The organism is Tardiphaga sp. 619_E2_N8_4, from assembly GCF_051810905.1.
In the GTDB taxonomy this organism is placed as follows: Bacteria; Pseudomonadota; Alphaproteobacteria; order Rhizobiales; family Xanthobacteraceae; genus Tardiphaga; species Tardiphaga robiniae.
The window spans coordinates 1,657,507-1,675,287 of the sequence record NZ_JBPWQJ010000001.1 but is presented as its reverse complement, the minus strand read 5'-3'; the positions used below and the strand labels follow the sequence as shown (position 1 = coordinate 1,675,287).

Annotated in this window: 12 protein-coding genes; 3 read left to right on the top strand and 9 right to left on the bottom strand. The window is 62.3% G+C overall.

The annotated features are described in order from the left end of the window. Window positions 1-43: 43 nt before the first annotated feature. Window positions 44-1,255 carry an amidohydrolase family protein gene (locus tag AB8A23_RS07940; RefSeq protein ID WP_439059964.1) on the bottom strand — a complete coding sequence of 404 codons (1,212 nt, stop codon included), beginning with the start codon at window positions 1,253-1,255 and terminating at the stop codon, window positions 44-46. A gap of 93 nt (window positions 1,256-1,348) precedes the next feature. After that, window positions 1,349-1,834: a MarR family winged helix-turn-helix transcriptional regulator gene (locus AB8A23_RS07935; RefSeq protein ID WP_439059965.1), complete on the bottom strand. Its 486-nt coding sequence runs from the start codon at window positions 1,832-1,834 to the stop codon at window positions 1,349-1,351. Window positions 1,835-1,982: 148 nt separating this feature from the next. Between AB8A23_RS07935 and AB8A23_RS07930 the strand changes: the two genes are divergently transcribed. Together AB8A23_RS07930 and AB8A23_RS07925 are read left to right on the top strand one after the other, a co-directional pair. Continuing rightward, window positions 1,983-2,405, top strand: a complete 423-nt coding sequence (locus AB8A23_RS07930) for an organic hydroperoxide resistance protein (RefSeq protein ID WP_309942469.1) — start codon at window positions 1,983-1,985, stop codon at window positions 2,403-2,405. Window positions 2,406-2,500: 95 nt separating this feature from the next. Continuing rightward, the gene (locus tag AB8A23_RS07925; protein WP_439059966.1) at window positions 2,501-4,243 is read left to right on the top strand and encodes a cytochrome c biogenesis protein DipZ; all 1,743 of its coding nucleotides are present in this window, start codon (window positions 2,501-2,503) and stop codon (window positions 4,241-4,243) included. Between the two features lie 9 nt (window positions 4,244-4,252). Here the strand turns inward: AB8A23_RS07925 and AB8A23_RS07920 are convergent, their stop codons facing one another. The 6 genes from AB8A23_RS07920 to AB8A23_RS07895 all read right to left on the bottom strand — a co-directional run bounded on the left by AB8A23_RS07920 (window position 4,253) and on the right by AB8A23_RS07895 (window position 15,837). After that, window positions 4,253-5,626 carry a VWA domain-containing protein gene (locus AB8A23_RS07920; RefSeq protein ID WP_439059967.1) on the bottom strand — a complete coding sequence of 458 codons (1,374 nt, stop codon included), beginning with the start codon at window positions 5,624-5,626 and terminating at the stop codon, window positions 4,253-4,255. Window positions 5,627-5,628: 2 nt separating this feature from the next. Continuing rightward, entirely contained in the window at window positions 5,629-6,579 is a 951-nt protein-coding gene (locus tag AB8A23_RS07915; RefSeq protein WP_439059968.1) for an AAA family ATPase, read from the bottom strand. 133 nt (window positions 6,580-6,712) lie between these two features. Then, complete coding sequence (locus AB8A23_RS07910) at window positions 6,713-7,474, bottom strand: thermonuclease family protein (protein ID WP_439059969.1); 762 nt, start codon at window positions 7,472-7,474, stop codon at window positions 6,713-6,715. 92 nt (window positions 7,475-7,566) lie between these two features. Then, window positions 7,567-8,466, bottom strand: a complete 900-nt coding sequence (locus AB8A23_RS07905) for an EamA family transporter (RefSeq protein ID WP_439059970.1) — start codon at window positions 8,464-8,466, stop codon at window positions 7,567-7,569. Window positions 8,467-8,576: 110 nt separating this feature from the next. Next, window positions 8,577-14,726, bottom strand: a complete 6,150-nt coding sequence (locus AB8A23_RS07900) for an autotransporter-associated beta strand repeat-containing protein (protein ID WP_439059971.1) — start codon at window positions 14,724-14,726, stop codon at window positions 8,577-8,579. Between the two features lie 277 nt (window positions 14,727-15,003). Continuing rightward, entirely contained in the window at window positions 15,004-15,837 is an 834-nt protein-coding gene (locus AB8A23_RS07895) for a GAF domain-containing DNA-binding protein (protein WP_439059972.1), read from the bottom strand. 309 nt (window positions 15,838-16,146) lie between these two features. Between AB8A23_RS07895 and AB8A23_RS07890 the strand changes: the two genes are divergently transcribed. After that, window positions 16,147-16,980, top strand: coding sequence for an MBL fold metallo-hydrolase (locus AB8A23_RS07890; protein WP_439059973.1), 834 nt, complete (start codon window positions 16,147-16,149; stop codon window positions 16,978-16,980). A 37-nt stretch (window positions 16,981-17,017) separates the two neighbouring features. On the opposite strand, the gene ubiG is transcribed toward AB8A23_RS07890, so the two are convergent. Next, window positions 17,018-17,776 (bottom strand): bifunctional 2-polyprenyl-6-hydroxyphenol methylase/3-demethylubiquinol 3-O-methyltransferase UbiG, encoded by a 759-nt coding sequence (gene ubiG / locus AB8A23_RS07885; RefSeq protein WP_175368066.1) that lies wholly within the window; start codon window positions 17,774-17,776, stop codon window positions 17,018-17,020. Between the last annotated feature and the right edge of the window lie 5 nt (window positions 17,777-17,781).

Below are 17,781 nucleotides of genomic sequence, written 5' to 3'. Positions count from 1 at the left end.
GCCAGCTTTGTTTGGCGCAGTCGTAACGCGTCCAGCCGATGATTCAAGCTTTTCGGGGGACAATCTCGCCGTCCCGCGCAACCAGCCGGCCGTTCTTGTAGACCGCGCGGCGCCTTGGCAGATCGACCACGGCCTGCGGCACGTGCGGTGCATCGATGGCAACGAAATCCGCCTTGGCGCCGACGCGGAGGCCGTGATCATCCAGCCGCAACGCCTTGCCGCCACAGGCGGTGACAATGTCGAAGGCCAGCATCAGATCTTCGTCGGTGTTGAAGCCGGAGCGATAGCCGATCATCATGGCGCGGCCGAGCATGTCACCGTCGCCATAAGGCCACCACGAGTCGCGGATGTTGTCGCAGCCGCCGAACACCGTGACGCCGGCAGCGCGCAACAGCTTCACCGGTGGAAACGGCCGCGCACCCGGCGCGTTGGTCATGATGGCGACGCCGCTCGCTGCCAGCAACTCGGCTGTTCGCTGCACGACATCAGGAGCGACATCGCCGAGCGAATAAGCGTGGCTGACGGCGACGTGGCCCTGCATGCCCAGCGCGTGCGTGCGCGAGCAAATCTGTTCTATCTCGAAAATGCCGAGCATCGAGGGATCGTGCAGATGGATATCGACATCAACGCCGCGGCGCTCGGCGATGCCGAACACCACATCGAGATGTTTCTCGACATCGCGGTCGAAGCCACCGGGATCGAGACCGCCGATCACGTTCGCGCCGAGATCGAAAGCAGCATCGAGCAGATCCGGCGTGCCCGGACTGCGCAGGATGCCGCTTTGCGGGAAGGCGACAAGCTGGATATCAATGAGGTCGCGATGCGCCTCGCGCACGGCGAGGATGGTCTCCAGCGATGTCAGGCCGACCGAGCCATCGACCATCACATGGCTGCGCATGCGCGTGCTGCCGTGACCGAGGCAAAGCTCAAGCTGGCTCTGCGCGCGCTCGGCCATCGGCGCGGCCTTGGCCATGTTGTCGGCCTGGATGGCGACGCGCTCCTGCACGTTGAAGCCGTTCGAATAGGGCACATGCGGCCGCCAGACGTCGCCGTGGAAACTGGTGTCGAGATGGATGTGACCTTCGACGAAGGACGGGATCACAAGCGTGCCGCCCAGATCGACGGTCTCTGCGGTTGTCGGTGCTGGATCGCTGCCGGATATGATCCCGGTGATCAGACCGCCACTGATGGCAATCGTGTTGAGGCTGCCGTCGGCGAATTTCGCCTGCGTAAAAATCGTGTCGATGTCGCTCACGCCAACCTCTCGGACTGATCTGCTGCCGCGAGGTTACAGGAGGACGACACAGCATGCACCCGCATGCCGGCCGCTGCATGGCCGATGCGTCGGTCAGCTCTCGCGCGCAGCCTTGATGAGGTTGTCGCGCAGCGTGGCGACGCCCTGCTGCATTTTCTTGAACTCGTCGGGCTCAAGACCGGATGCCTTGACCAGATTCATGGTCAGCCCCTTCTCGCGCAACCGCCGTCCTTCGTCGGTCAGGCTGACCACCACCTGCCGCTCGTCCTCGGGATCGCGCTGCCGTCGCAGATAGCCCATGGTTTCCAGCTTCTTCAGGATCGGCGTCAGCGTGTTGGACTCCAGAAACAGCTTTTCGCCGAGGCTGCCCACGGTCTGCCCGTCCTCCTCCCACAGCGCCACGATGGCGATGTACTGGGTGTAAGTCAGACCGAGCTTTTCGAGGATCGGCTTGTAGGCCCGGCCATAGGCCAGATTGGCTGAATAGATCGAAAAACAGAGGAAATCAGACAGTTTCGGGCCGGCCTGCGCGGAATCGGCGGAGGCTTGTTCAATCGATTTGGGCTTGGTGGATGGCATGCTTGCACTCCGTCAGGGACACAAGAACGTGACCTTCGGATCCATATATATCGGATGCGATTAAATCGGAAGAGTTGACAAGGGCGTCTACGTCGCTATTTATATCGTACTCGATTACATCGTATACGATATAAAAGGAGAGACGATCGTGACCTCGACCACCATCGAAAAGGTTCTCTACACCGCCCAGACCCACACCACCGGTGGCCGCGATGGCGCCTCGCGAAGCTCCGACGGCCGGCTGGACGTCAAGCTGTCGCCTCCGGGCTCGGCTGGCGCCGGCACCAATCCCGAGCAGATGTTCGCGGCCGGCTGGTCGGCCTGTTTCATCGGCGCCATGGGGCGCGCCGCCAGCAATCTGAAGGTCAAGCTGCCGGCCGACGTCGCCGTCGACACCGAAGTCGATCTCGGCACCACCGGTGGTGATTTCTTCCTGCAGGCCCGCCTCAATGTCAGCCTACCTGACATGGCACCAGACGTCGCGCGCCAGGTGGTCGATGCCGCGCATCAGATCTGCCCTTACTCGAAGGCAACGCGCGGCAACATCAATGTCGCGATCAACCTGATCTGACCCTCACCTTCTTTCGCGGACCGTCAACCGGTCCGCGGATCGCGGCGCTCCCCCGAACGGTCGCCGGCTTCACTCGTGAATTTCTGGAGATCACCGTGACGCTCTTCATCCTCGCTTATGCAGCCGGCCTGCTCACCATCGCATCGCCCTGCATCTTCCCGATCCTGCCGATCATTCTCGCCCGCGCGGACCAGCCGTTTCGTCGCAGCGGATTGCCCTTGCTGATCGGCCTCACACTGACTTTCGCGGTGGCCGCCAGTCTCGCCTCTGTCGCCGGCAACTGGGCGATCGAGGCAAATCGCTATGGCAGAACCATCGCCCTCATCGCAATGACGCTATTCGGCCTGGCACTGCTGTTGCCGACTCTGGCCACACGGCTGATGGCGCCGCTAGTACTACTCGGTGTGAAGTTGTCCGGTTGGGCCGGCCAGAATGATGCAAACGCAAACCGCACACCGGTCGCTTCGCTGCTGCTCGGCATAGCGACGGGCCTCGTCTGGGCACCCTGTGCCGGACCGGTGCTGGGCCTGATCCTCACCGGCGCCGCACTGCACGGGCCGGGAATCGATACCGTGTTGCTGTTGCTCGCTTATGGTCTTGGTGCGGCAACGTCACTCGCCGCCGGCATGCTGCTGGGCGGACGTTTGCTCGCCAAAGCGCGCGAGCTGATGCCATGGAGCGACGGCGTGCGTCGCGCGCTGGGTGGCGCAGTGGTGCTCGGCGCCATCGCGATCTGGGCCGGGCTGGATACGCGCCTGCTGACGCAACTATCTCTGCCGTCGACGACGGCGTTTGAAAGCAAGCTGATCGACACGCTGCAGCCCGCAGCATCCGCGCAGGCCGGGACGTCCATCGGCAATGCCACACCCCACGCGTCACTGTCGGGCCCGCTCGCATCGATCGTGGGCAGCAGGCAATGGCTCAACACGTCGCCGCTGAAGGCTGAGGACCTGCAGGGCAAGGTCGTGCTGGTGAATTTCTGGACCTATTCCTGCATCAACTGCCTGCGTGTGCTGCCGCATATCCGTGCCTGGGCCGACAAGTATCGCGATCAGGGCCTCGTCGTGATCGGCGTCCACACGCCGGAATTCGCCTTCGAGAAGAACGTCGGCAATGTCAGCACCGCAACGACGAAGCTCGACGTCGGCTATCCCGTCGCGATCGACAACGACTTCCGTATCTGGCGCGCCTTCAGCAACAATGCATGGCCTGCTCTCTACTTCGTCGGTGCCGATGGTCGCATCCGTCATCAAGCGATCGGCGAAGGCAACTACGCGACGTCCGAACAGGTGATCCAGCAGCTGCTCGCGGAAGCCGGCCACAAGCCAACTGTTGAGGTTACAAAGGTCCGTGCCGAAGGCACGCAAGTCGCCGCGGACGAGGAGCAACTCCGTTCGTCAGAGACCTATCTGGGCTATGCGCAGGCCAGCGGCTTCACGTCGCCGGGCGGCGCACGCGAAGACGTGCCGAGCCTCTATCGCGGCATCGATATGCTGCCACTGAACCGCTGGACGCTGGGCGGCACATGGACCATCGGCCGCGAATATGCGCAGCTCGATGATCAATCAGGTCGTATCGCCTATCGTTTCCACGCCCGCGACCTGCATCTGGTTCTCGGCCCAACACGGGACGGAAAGCCGGTACGCTTCCGCGTGACCATCGACGGCGCGGCGCCCGGCACCAGCCACGGCACCGATACCGATGCGGAGGGATATGGCACCGTGACGGATGCGAAGCTGTATCAGCTGGTGCGACAGGCTGGCGACGTCACCGACCGTACATTCGGAATCGAATTCCTCGATCCGGGCGTGCGGGCCTATGCCTTCACCTTCGGCTGATCGCGACGGCTATTGATAGGTCGCCACGATATCCGCGACCGCGCGCTCGAGTTGCTGCGCCGTCGCGCATTGGCGCACGACATTACAGAAGGTCGCGTAGCGCGGCATTTCGGAATCGCCGAAGCCCCAGCCCATCCGTCCTTCCGGATTGAGCCAGACCAGCCGCTTCGAACGCTCGCCGATGCGGCGCAAGATGTCGGCGCGCGGATCGAGATTGTTGCTGCGGGCATCGCCGAGCACAATGACCGTGGTCTGCGCCGTGATCGCGCTCATGAAACCCTTCTCGAAATCGACGAAGGAGCGACCATAGTCGGACGAGCCGTAGCCAACCGACGACATGATCTGCTTCATCGCCTCTTCAGGTTTATTTTTCTCCAGGACTTCACTGACTTCGATCAGGTTGCCGGAAAAAGCGAAGGAGCGCACATCGGACACCACTTCATGCAGGCTGTGGATCAGCAGCAGGAAGAAGTCGGAGACCTGCGCAACCGAGCCCGAGACATCGCAAATAGCGACGATCTTCGGTTTGTCACGATGACGGCGCTTCCATGCCGTCATGAACGGCACGCCGCCCCATGCAGCATTGCGACGAATGGTGCGGCGGACATCGAGATGGCCACGGCGCTGGCGTTTGCGCGGCTTGCTGAAGCGCTCGCGCAGCCGCCGCGCGATCTGCCGGATCAGAACACGCATCTGCGCGATCTGGCGCTGCTCCAGCCGCGCCATCGGCGCATTGCGCAGGATCTCATTGCGCAGCGCCTCTTTCTCCTCGCGGCCATAGAGCAAGAGCGCCTGCGCGACCATTTCGCTGACGGTCTCGCGCAGGCTGCCGAGCGCCGTTGCAAGCCGTTCTGCATCTGCTGGATTGCGGGTCGTGAGCGCGTCGATGTCGTCGCGCAGTTGCGCGATCCCGAGCTGCTCGAGCACCCGGCTGGCAAACAGCCCCCGCTGGGTGAAGACACGGATGTCGGTCAGGCCGGCGGCATTCGATGCGTTTGAAAGCGCCGCTGCAATGGCGGCGCGGTCCTGCGCCAACAGCATCTGCGCGAGCGAACCGAGTTCGGTCGAAGCCTGTGCCGACGCGGTGCCTGCCACAGCGTCGGTTCCGCTCTCGCTTGCCCCCTCGCCAGTCTCGTCGTCGTCATTTGCCGCGGAAGGTGCGTCGAAATCAGGATGGGTGAAGAACGTATCGAAACAGGCGGCGAGCGCCGCTTTCTCCTCGCCAGACTTTGCCATGGTCAGCAGCAGTGCATCGCGCAGGATGGCGCGATCGGCGGGGCCTACTTCGGCGGCGGCACGCATCGCATCGATACTTTCGGCAGGCGAGATTCTCACCCCGGCGCCGCGCGCCGCCCGAAAGAAGCGATGCAGCGTATCGCGCATGGCTAACCGAACGCGCCCTGCCGGTGGGCCTTGGCAACGAAGCCCGAGACCTGCGGCAGTGTCGCTTCGATATCGCCTTCGTATTTCAGCAGCACGTTGAGCGTATCCTTCACCATCTCATGGCCGAGCTCGGACGCGCCGAGCAGCACCAGCACCTTGGCCCAGTCGATGGTCTCACTGACCGACGGGAGCTTCTTCAGATCCAGCGTGCGGACCTGATTGACGAAACCGACAAGCTGCTTGCGCAGTGTCGCGGAAACACCGGGCACACGGGTTTCGACGATGCGCTCTTCGAGCTTGGGCTCGGGAAAGCCGATATGCAGATGCAGGCAGCGGCGCTTCAGTGCGTCGCCAAGATCGCGCTCGCCGTTCGAGGTCAGGATCACGGTCGGCGGTACGATGGCTACGACAGTGCCAAGCTCGGGGATCGTGACCTGGAAGTCGGATAGGATTTCGAGCAATAGCGATTCGAATTCGGCGTCGGACTTGTCGATCTCGTCGATCAGGAGCACGCAGCCCATCGGCTGTTCCAGCGCACGCAGCAACGGACGCGGCTCGACGAATTCCTTGGAGAAGAACACGTCGCCGAAATCATGCAGCTGCTCCAGCGCCTTGTCGAGCGTATCGGCGCCGCCCAGCACTTCGCCGAGTTTGTCCTTCAGTATCTGTGTGTAGAGCAGCTGCTTGGCGTATTTCCACTCATACAGTGCCTTGGCCTCGTCGAGGCCCTCATAGCACTGCATGCGGATCATCTCGAGGCCGCGCGAGGCGGCGATTGCCTTGGCGAGTTCGGTCTTACCGACGCCGGCCGGACCTTCGACCAGAATCGGCTTCTCGATCTTCTCTGCGAGATAGACGGCGGTGGCGATCTGCCGGCTGGCGATATAGCCGGCGGAGGCCAGACTGCGCTCAACGGCTTCGATCGATGCTGACGAACTGGTGTTCTCGGCCACGCGCTTCACTCCGGATTTCGCATACTGGAATAAGCCCCTTAAACAGGTTTTGGGCGCACGCGCCCGGCTCATTTCGGCGTCCTGATTTGCTACGTGGTTCAGCCGGCGGCGTCCAGCGCCACCGGCTCATCGCTCAGTTGCGGCGGCTGGGGGCCTGACAGTTGAGCGCCTTGCGGTACCCCGCGGCGCGGGCGTCGTCCTCGCTGCAAAACCAGCGATCCGGCTTCGGCTGGGTCGCGTAATTCTGGCATTGGGGAATGAGATAGACGCCAACATGGCCGGTAAACTTGGCCCGGCGGACCTGTTTCGCCCGGATATTGCAGCCGGCCGGCATCGCGAGATCGGTGGGAAACAGCGCCGCGCGCAGCTCCTTGTCCTTGTCGCTCCGGCAGGCCGAGCCGAGCAATGGACTGTCACTCGCCTTGCGGCGGAACTCCGCGGGCGTCACGAAGCACCCGCGCCACAGCCCTTGGCGCTTGTCCTTGGCAGCCGTCTCATCGGGCTTGAAGCTGGTCTTGGCGCTTACCTTGTCCGACGGTTCGATACTCACCGCATAGCCCGATTGGATCACCGCCTGATTGAGGCTACCCGTCTCGCCAACGACGCTGCAGAGACCGGCGCGACGGTTCTTGTAAATCTTGTCCTCGCCAAGGTCCTCACAGCGAACCTCGCGCTTGCCGATCAGCTTCACCAGCTGATCCCTTGCCTCGACGCCGCAGGCCCAGTTGTCGGCATGTTCGTCGACACAGGGCTGATCCACCTCCGGCGCGTCCAGGCCGGCAAGCTTGTAGGCGACATTGCCGATCTGGATGGTGTCGCCGTCCTTGACGATGGCTTCGACCGCCGAGGCCGGGTTGGCGACAAGCAGCAGGAAGAACAGGGACAGGATGCGCATCAATCTGGTCTCGGGATCGGCCCGGGGAGGGCTGCGATCAGTCCTATCGCAGCAGACGCGCCCACGAAAGAGACATCACGCGCACTGCGCCGTCACACCGCAACCAGCATCGCCACGCCGACGACAATTAGCGCGATCCCCGACAATTCGCGTGCCGAAAGGGGCTGCTTGAACGAATAATAGGCGACAGCCTGCGCGAACAGCACTTCGACCAGCGCCAGCGTCCGCACGTTGGCGGCGGCCGTAAGTGCAAAGGCCAGGAACCAGAATTGCGAGGCTACCGCACCCATGAAGCCGGCCAGCATCGATGGCTTCCACAAGCCGAGGATGTCGCTCAGAACCTTGGGTGCACGGGCCAGCAGATAGATGGTCAGCATCAATGTCTGCACGAACAGTGCCCAGACCAGCGCATAGGACGCCGCCGTGACGAAACTGACACCGGGCACCGTGATGATGGCGCCGCGAAAGCCGACGGCCGACAGCGCAAAAGCCGCCGCCGCGACCAGCCCGAGGACGGTCGGCCGGATGCTGGCGATGTCGCGCGTAGCACCGGGCCGCAGCGCCGTGACGACGACTCCGATGGTCGCAATCAGGATCGCCGCGACCTTCAGCACCGTCAGATGATCGCCGAGAAAGACGAAACCGAAAATCGCGGTCTGGATCGCCTCGGTCTTGAGATAGGCCGTAGTCACCACAAAGGAGCGATCATTCATCGCTGCCAGCATGAGCCCTGTGGCAAAGATCTGGCTCAACGCGCCGAGTAGCAGCCACGGCCAGAATTCGGCTGATGGCGATGGCACCTTGTCGCCCGTCGCCACGATGATCACCACGAAAAAGACGATCGAAAACGGGAAGCCGAACAGAAAACGGATGTTGGTGGCGCCCCAGGTCCCGAGCGGTCCGGTGAGCGAGCGCTGCATGGCATTGCGCGCCACCTGCCCCAGCGAGGCGATGATAGTGAAGGGGATCCAGAGCGAGGCGATGGTGAACATGAGGCAAGATGGTCCGCGAGCGATGGCGCGGAACCTGACTGCGTCACGCCGCAGGGTCAAGCGGCCTGCGCCCATGCCTGCGATGCGATCGCGACCGCCTCGGACGTGGCTTACCAGACCAAGCGCACGACGCCCTTGCCGGCATGGCTGCGGGTGAGGTTGGAGAACTCGCCCTCATAGGTCGCCGCGACCGACAGCCCGCTTCCGAGCATGACCTCCGCACTCGCGCTGGTCAGCGCAGCATCGGGTGCCATCGCCGCGCCGTTCACGATGAAGCTCGCGCCAGGCAGCGACTGGAACGAGGCCTGCGCGACGCGATCGCGATTGAAGTCATGCGCCCATGCGGCGCGCCCACGCAGCGTGAGCAACGCCTGATCTAAAGCGAAGGATTTGTCGGTGCGGAGGCCAAGTTCGCTACGCGTGGCAGTGACGTTGCGTCCGGTGTAATTAAGCGCGAAATCATCGCCGCCGGAGACAAGCGTCTCTGCATAGGCTGGCAGGTCGATATTCGTAACCTGGCCCGCGGCATAAGGCGTCAAACCCACGCCGCCAAGCCACGGCAGCACGCTCCGACGGCCAGCTTCGGCGCGCGCCGAGAAAGCGTGCGCGGTGAAGTTCGCGCGCAGCCGGTCGGCATCGACGATGGTCACCAGCCGTTCCGTAGTGATGTTCTGCCATCCGTAGGCGAGCGCAGTTGTGATATAAGCGGAGCCTTGGTGATGGCGGATGAAGCCACCGATCTGGAACAGGTCCGAATGACCTGAACCGAGATTATCCGACAAGCCGAAGCTGGTGCCGCCGCCAGCCGCGGCGAAGCCGGCAAGCGTCTGCGGCGACAGCCAGGTATCGGCACCGACGGCAATGCCGCCGATCCGGCTACTGCTATTGTGCGAACCAACGACCGTATTGCCGTCGGTCGCCTGACCACCACCGAAGCCCGCAGCCCAGACGTTCCAGCGCGCTTCGAAGCTCACCGCCACAGGTGGCGCTTTGGTGATCGCACCGTAGGCGTCGCGCCAGGACGTCGGTGAACGATCGGCCGCCGCGAAGGCATTCGAAGCTGTGTTCACGGTTGCGAGGCCGCGATTGGCAGCGAAGGGATCGGTCAGCACGCCCATGAACTGCGTCATGGCCTGCACGGTGTTCTGTTGCACGCCGGTCGAGAGTTCGCCCGACGATTGCGTCAGATCTTCCGGCGCCATCGCGCCGAGCGCATAGGGGATGCCGCCATGGCTGCCAAAATAGGCATTCAGCGACGAGGCGATGTTGTTCTGATTGATGTTGAGACCAGTCAGCTTCAGATCGACATTGAGATAGACGTTTTGAGCATCGTAGCTCAGCGTCGTGATGAACGAAGGTGGTTCATCGCTGACGATATTCGGGCTGAACGTGCCCGTCATGCCGCCTGCGGCGTTCAAAATGGTATAGCGTTCACGCACATAGGCCGCGGGATCGAAGCTGACGCGAACGCCTGCATTGTTGAGCGACGCGGTGCCTGTGACATTGGTCCGATCCGCCGCCGAGCCAGATACTTCGACCATGTAGCTCGAAGCCGCGGCAAACGTCAGATTGCCTTGTACTGACAGTAGCCCGACCGAATTGCCGGGCGACAGCATGCCGCCATCCTGGATTTGCGTGGTGCTGACGATGCCGTTGCCGCCGAGCGTCGCGCCGCGTTCGACACTCACCATCGACGACGCGGCGATCGAGCCGTTGACGCTGAGCGTTCCGGCCTTGACATCGGTGGCGCCCGTATAGCTATTGAGTCCGTCGAGGCGCGTAATGCCCAAGCCGCTCTGCGTGAATGAACCGCTGCCCGAGATGGCACCCGTCAACGTCAGCAGCCCGTCGCGCTTCGCGACAAGTTCGCCATTGTTGATGACATTGCCGATGATCGATCCTGTGAAACCACCATCACCGATCTGTAGAATGCCCTGCGTGATCTCCGTGCCACCGCTGTAAGTATTGTCTGCCGTCAGGACCGTCGTGCCGGTGCCGACATGCCGGAACATGCCGCTGCCGGAGATCGTGCCGCCGAACGTATAGACGTCGGAACGGAAAATCTGGAACGTGCCATTATTGATGACATCGCCAATGATAGAGCCCGCTGTGCTGCCAGTGCCGAGCTGCAGCGTACCGGCAGAGATCAACGTGCCGCCGCTGTAGTTGTTGTCATTGCTAAACGCCGTAAGGCCCGCCCCGACCTGGATGAAAGCGCCGGGACCGGAGATGACGTCATTATAGGAGAAATTATCGGATCGGTTGAATGCCAGAATACCATTATTCGTGACGTTACCGGCCAGTGTGCCGGTGGTGCCGCCATTGCCGATCTGCAGCGTACCGGCATTGATCGTCGTGCCGCCGTTAAAAGAGTTGGTGCCTCCCAGAACGAGCGTGCCCCAGCCATCCTTGGTCAATGCGCCGGCGCCCGAGACATCTCCCATAGCCGAGAATGTCGTTCCGAACAGCGTCTCGATTGTGCCGCTGCCGGAAAGCACAATACTTCGCACGGACGTGACATCGGCCAGCGTCAGCAGCGTGCCACCCGAGAGCCTCAGCGTGCCCGTGCCGAGATTGGCGTCCGCGAGAACTGCAACGGCGCCGCCGGAAACTGTCGTGCCGCCCGTATATGTATTCGTGCCGGATAGCAGCAACGTGCCGTTGCCGGATTTCACGAGGCTGCCGCCCACGCCCGTGATTGTACTTGCGATGACCGTATCGCTCGCCTGATCGAGCGTCAGTTGCGCACTGGCGAGCGCGATCTCGCCGCCGAAGCCGACCAACGAATTCGTCGAGGTGTTGTAGCCGTTGAGATCGAGCTTGCCGCCATAGACGATCACATCACTGCCGTTGGGCAGTGCACCGGAAGCGCCAAGCTGCAGCGTACCGGCTTCGAGCAGCATGCCGCCGGTCCAGCTGTTGGTATTGGCCAACATCAGAGTGCCGTCGCCGGCCTTGATCAAGCTACCGGTGCCGGACACCGTACCGGTGAGCACCAGCGCCGTTGCGCCGTCGGTATCAATCTCACCTATGCCGAGTAACGATACGTTCCGCGCCGAGGCGATGGTTGCAGTCGTATGCAAGATGCCGTTGTCGAAGGTGAGACCGCCGGTTGCAGCGCCGAGATTTGCATTCGACGAAATCTGCAGCGTGCCGCTGCTGATGGTCGTGCCGCCAGCATAGGTGCTGGCGCCAGCGAGTACGAGCGTGCCGCCACCCGTCTTGTTCACACCACCGGCGCCTACAATCGGAGCCGAAATCGTCGCCGTCTCGCCGGACAGAACACGCAGCTCACCAATACCGTCCGAACCGCCCAGCGCGGTTGGCCGCAGTTCGCCAGTGCCTTGAACAAGGTTATAGAGACCGCCGACGAATTGCAGCCCATAGAATTTCTGCGATCCATCTATCGTGACCGTGCCGCCCGGGCCGTTGAAGACGCCATAAATGGATCCCCACTGGGTATTGGCAACGCCGGCCAAATCAAACCAATTGTTGTTGAGCGCATTCCAGGTTCCGCTGCCGCCCGCGGTGCCGCTCGACGCATCATCCCAACGTTGAAGGATGTCGGTGCCGTTGGGCGAAGCAATGAGATCGACCACATGGAGCCGCGAGCTGTCGATCGAATAGGTGACCGGAAACAGTCCCGAGATCGGGGGCGTCGTGCCGATGGTCAGTCCGGAGATTGACGAACCGCCGGTGTAGTTGATCATACGATAGTAACCGACCGCAGGCTCGCCCGTACCACTGATATTGAACGTCACGTCGTGGAGCGAAACATCGCCATTTGCAAAGACGCTCGCTGACGTCGTCGAGGCTGCGCCGTTCGAAAAATGGCTGAGATTGAAATCAAAGGCGCTGCCGGTGAGCATCGACAGGTTGCCGTTCACCGTCAGACGACCCGTGCCATCAGGCGCGAGAGTGCCACCATTGAGCACCGTGGTGGCTCCGACGTAGCCATTGCCGGTGAGGCGTCCGCCCGCATCGACATTAACCGTGCCGCCGAGTTGTCCGGTCACGCCAAGCGTTGCGCTCAGGATTTCCGTGGTGCCCGTGAAAGCAACACTGCGGCCGGACAGGATCGTGGTGCCTGACAGCACATTGATCGCGCCATTGCCGGTGATGAGATTATTGAAGAGATAGTCGCCGCTCGTATGGTTGAAATTGAGCGTGCCGCTTTGTGCGAGTTCAACCGGGCCTGTCACAACACCAGGCGCCAGAGCCGCTGCCCCGGGCTCGGATCCGATACTCAACGCACCGCTGACACCAGAGGCGCCCACCCGAATCGTGCGCGCCTTCGCAGCACCCCCATTGCTCACCGTCAACGCGCCGACGGACGCTGCGCCGATCTTCAGGGTCTGGGCATCGAGCGTCGACCCGATGCCATCGACCTTCACCGTGCCATGCGCGACATAAGACGCATCGTTGCCAATTGAAGCGGTGGCTGCAGTCACATGCATGCCATCAGCAATCAGCAACGAGCCGGTGCCGCGATAGCCGACGAACAGATTGGCATTGAGCCACGATGCGCCTGGGCCAGAGACAGTGACATTGGCATCGGTGCCGCTGTCATAGCCGACATAACCATTGGCCGTCGTCAGTCTGGCGCCACCAGCAAAGGCCAGGCTGCCGGCATTGGCGCGCAAATCGCCGGCGAAGGATGCCGATATCCCCGAAAGCGTCCAGACGGCGTCGCCATTTTTTTCCAGCACCGAAAAGCCCCGATACTTCGTGCCCAATCCGGAGAGATCGAAAGTCGCGGCCTGATTGCCACCCAACGCAAAGATATTGGGATTGCTCGCATCCGAGCCGACGACGACATCGCCTGTAATGTTCGCGCCGGACCATAACTCCAGCCTGTTGCCGCCGCCGGAGAACAGAATCGCCGCAGCGCGCGATCCGTCGACGTTTCGCCCACCCTCGATCGTCCCGGTCGCAACGACCGTTATGCCGGCGCTTTGCCCAAGGATGGCGACTCCCGCCGCTCCATTCGCACCGGCGTGACCGTTGCTTCCATTGCCGAGCTCCCAGCCGCCGCCGCCCGGGCCGGCTGTCCCGCCCGCTCCGGCATCGCCGCCCTGCACCAGTCCACCATTGTCGACGCGCACAGTGCCCGGGCTCACCAACACGACGCCGGTGCCGCCGGCACCGCCGTTGCCGCCATTGCCACCATTGCCGCCGGAAACGCCTTGGCCGCCCGATCCACCCGCCCCGCCGTTCCCGCCGGCCCCGCCGAACACCGAGGCGCCACTTCCAATGACGATCATGCGCGCCTTCTCGACGACAATGCCGGCACCGCCATTGCCACCATTGCCCCCACTGCCGCCATCGCCGCCGACGCCGCCATCGGTCGCGGTGGTGATGCAGGGCGGCTGTCCGCCCGGGCAATAGTTACCGATACTATCCGGCGCGCCCGTGCCTCCATTGCCGCCGGCACCACCCCAACCGCCCGAACCACCTCTGATAACGGGCGCGAGCGATTCCAGGGTTTGTCCGGACGCGTAGAGTCCTATTCCACCGCCGCCACCTCCTCCTCCTCCGCCACCGCCGCCGCCGTAGCCGGGGGCCATGAAGGTTCCGTAGTACGCCACAACACCATCGCCACCATCGGCGGCGGCGGCGCCACTGCCACCTGCACCGCCCGCAATGAACTGGTTGCTCGGAACGAACGACCCGCTGAATATCGCGCCGGTGCCGCCACCGCCACCACCACCGCCGCTGCCGCCGTCATGGCCCATTCCGTGAAACCAGTTGCTGCCATCTCCGCCCTTGAGCCGCTGCGGACGATTTCCGGGCGATCCGGCCCCACCCTGGATTTGACCGCCTGGGAGCTGCGAGCCGTTGAAGCCCGGAGCTCCCCCCTGACCGCCGTCTCCCCCTCCATGGGCATGCGCACCACTGCCACCTTTGCCGCCATTGCCGATATAAGCGTTCTTCAGCGACTCATTCTTGGCATTCCTGCCGCCGCCTCCGCCGCCTCCACCTCCATTGGCGGGGTCGATCACACCGCCTATTCCGCCCGCTTTCGGATTGCTGGATGCATGTGCTCCGCCATTTCCGCCGATGCCCGAAGCCTGCGCATGCACCACTTGCGACGAGGCAATCGCCGCGACCACCAGCACCGGGGCGGCAAGCGACAGCAACGACAGCGTCATCGCTGTCGACGACATCAATGTGTTGGCAGGGCGCACGCCAGTGCCGCTGCTCGTACTCGAGCCGCTGCGGCACGCTGCGCTGACGACTGACAATACCGGGAGCTTCACGATCCGACTCCAGCTCGCAGATCCACGCGAGTGAAGTTCCATGAACACGCGATCGCATGACGAGTCGCAATCAAAGATCGACGAAACGACCTATAGGTTCGACGAACGCCCTGCAGGTTTTTCGCGTGTTGAAACGTAGCAACACACAGCGCGAAAAATACTCAACACACTGACGTCGCTAACGATTTGTTAAGTCGTGATCAGCACGCGATTGATAGCAATCGGCACGCGGAATGTGAGTCGTCAACGTGCTTGCATTCATCTCGCTTGGTGTAGGTCAAACGCCAAGATGCGCACGTAGCTCAGCTCGGCCGGCGCGCGATACCGGCCAATGGTCTTCATAATCATGCAAGCGCAATTGCCATGCCCCGCTCGACCGGCGCACGACCTCGCGCACGAACTGATGATTGACGACGGCCGTGCGATGAATACGAACGAACCAGCCCGGTGGGATCAGGCCCAGCCACTGTGTCAGCGGCCTTGGATCGAGCACCATCGCGCCATCCACCAGCCACACCTCAGTATAGTCTTTCGACGAGCGCAGGCCGACGATTTCGGTCAATGGCGTGCCGAGAATGCCATGCGCGCGGCGTAGGTAGATCAGTGCGGGATACGCAGCCTGCGAATCTTCCCCACCAGAGGTGATCGGCGACCGGCCATAGCGCGCCGCCGCGATGAGGTCGGCACAACGAAACAGATCAGCAATTTCATCCGACCACCGGCGCGGCGCTGCGACCGCATCGAAACCGATGCAGGCGACGAGCCTACCGTTATGAAACACCGGCACGCTGAGTACGCTTTTGTTGTTCTGCCTGATAAACTCAGCGCGCAACGCACCGGCGCTGCGCGGCAGTGCCTCGATGTCATTGACCATCACAGCCTGCCCCAGGATTAGCCGTTGATGCAGCCAGCCGATCATTGTGACCGGCACATGCTGCAGATCCTGCACAAAGGATCCGACTCCGCCGCGACTCCACTCATGGGTGTTACGAAAACGCAGATGGTCGGCATCGTATTCGAACATCCATGCGCGATCTGCTTCGGCCTCCACGCCTATGACTTGGAGTATCTCGGCAATCGCCGCATCAAGTGGCCGCGTCAGCAGCAGCATCGCAGTGTCAAACACCCAGCCCGATTGCGACGCCGCAACACGATCATCGCGGCTGACGAACTCCCAGGACTGCGCTGAATTGGATGACAACTGCAATGCTCACGGTAGTGATCACAAGATCTACCCAACCATATTACCTTAGACAACGTGTCAATCCCTGCAGCGTGGCGACTATTCCATCGCGGCACCCGGGCATCCACATCGTGCGATGCGCCGCGATCTTGGGCAGTCTCCGGCGCCACAACCAGCATTGCAGCGTCCGCTTTTGGCGATACATTGAAGCAAAGCGCATTCGGAGACTGCCGGATCATGCTGCGATTTCTGCCTGTTGTCCTCGGCACCCTGACTTGTTGGGCAATGAGTTGGGTTGCTACCCCAGCACTCGCGCAAAATGCCCCGCGCGGCAGTGAGTGTCTGGCAATGGCCACACGGCCACCACTCGCAATTCCAGTCAGTTTGCGTCGGACTGCTGCGAAGGCCGATGAAGTCTCCATCACCTATGCCGGGCACTCCACCTATTACATCGACACACCCGGCGGCGTGACCATCGCCACCGACTATAACGGCATCTACAAGCTCGATCGCATCCCGGATGTGGTGACGATGAACCGGGCCCACAGCACCCATTACACGCTGTATCCCGACCCGCGCATCAAGACGGTATTGCATGGGTGGGGCGAGAGTGGGCAGCCGGCGCAGATCCATGAGCGCATCGGCGACGTGCTGATCCGCAACGTCACGACGGACATCCGCCGCTACTATGGCGATGACGCCGGCGGCGAGATGGTGAAGGACGGCAATTCGATCTTCATCTTCGAGGTTGCCGGCCTGTGCATCGGCCATCTCGGCCATCTGCATCACAAGCTCGACGAGAGCCACTTCGCCGCGATCGGCCGGCTCGACATCGTGATGGTGCCGATCGATGGCAGCTACACAATGTCCCTCGACGGCGTGTCCGAGATCACCAAGCGGCTGCGCGCCTCGGTGGTGCTGCCCATGCATCGCTTCATGACACCGCTCAGCGACTTCATGACAAAGATCGGAAAAGATTTCGAAATCGACCAGCGCAGCGCCCAAACGCTGACAATATCACTCAATGCGCTGCCCAAGGCACCGACGGTGATTATTCTCAACGGGGTTTGACGACCTGTCGAAGCGGGGGTCAGGCAGAACAGAAACGCTAAACCTCTTCCGCGACCACCATATAGTTCACGTCCATATCGGACGACAGCGTCCAGCGGTCACCGAGTGGGTTGTAGACCACGCCTGACTGTTCGGTGATTTCCAGCTTGTTGCGCGACAGGTGATGCGCGAGTTCGTCCGGGGTGACGAACTTGTCCCACTGATGGGTGCCACGGGGCAGCCAGCGCAGCACGTATTCGGCGGCGACGATGCCGAGCGCAAAGCTCTTCCAGTTTCGATTTAGCGTCGAGACCACCATCAGGCCACCGGGCTTCAGCATCGACGCGCAGCGATCGAGGAAAGCACCAACATCGACTACATGCTCGATCACTTCCATCGCCAGCACGATGTCGAAGCGCTCACGCACGTCCATCTCCTCGACGGTGGTGCAACGATAATCGATCGACAGATGCCCTTTGTCGGCGTGCAACTTGGCCGCGGCGATATTGGTGGCAGAGGGATCGATGCCGATCACCTGTGCGCCGAGCCGCGTGAACGGCTCACACAGCAGACCAGCCCCGCATCCGATATCGAGCATGCGCAAGCCACTCAGGCAATTGAGACTGCGAACATTGCGATCGAACTTGCGGCAGGCGGCGTCGCGAATATAAGTCAGGCGCAGCGGGTTGATCTTGTGCAGCGGCGCCATCTTGCCGCGCGGATCCCACCATTCCTCCGACAACTTCGAGAATTTCGCGACTTCGCTGGCATCGACGGAGGATGCAGAAGCATCGGAATAGCTGGATTGCATGGCCATTGTGG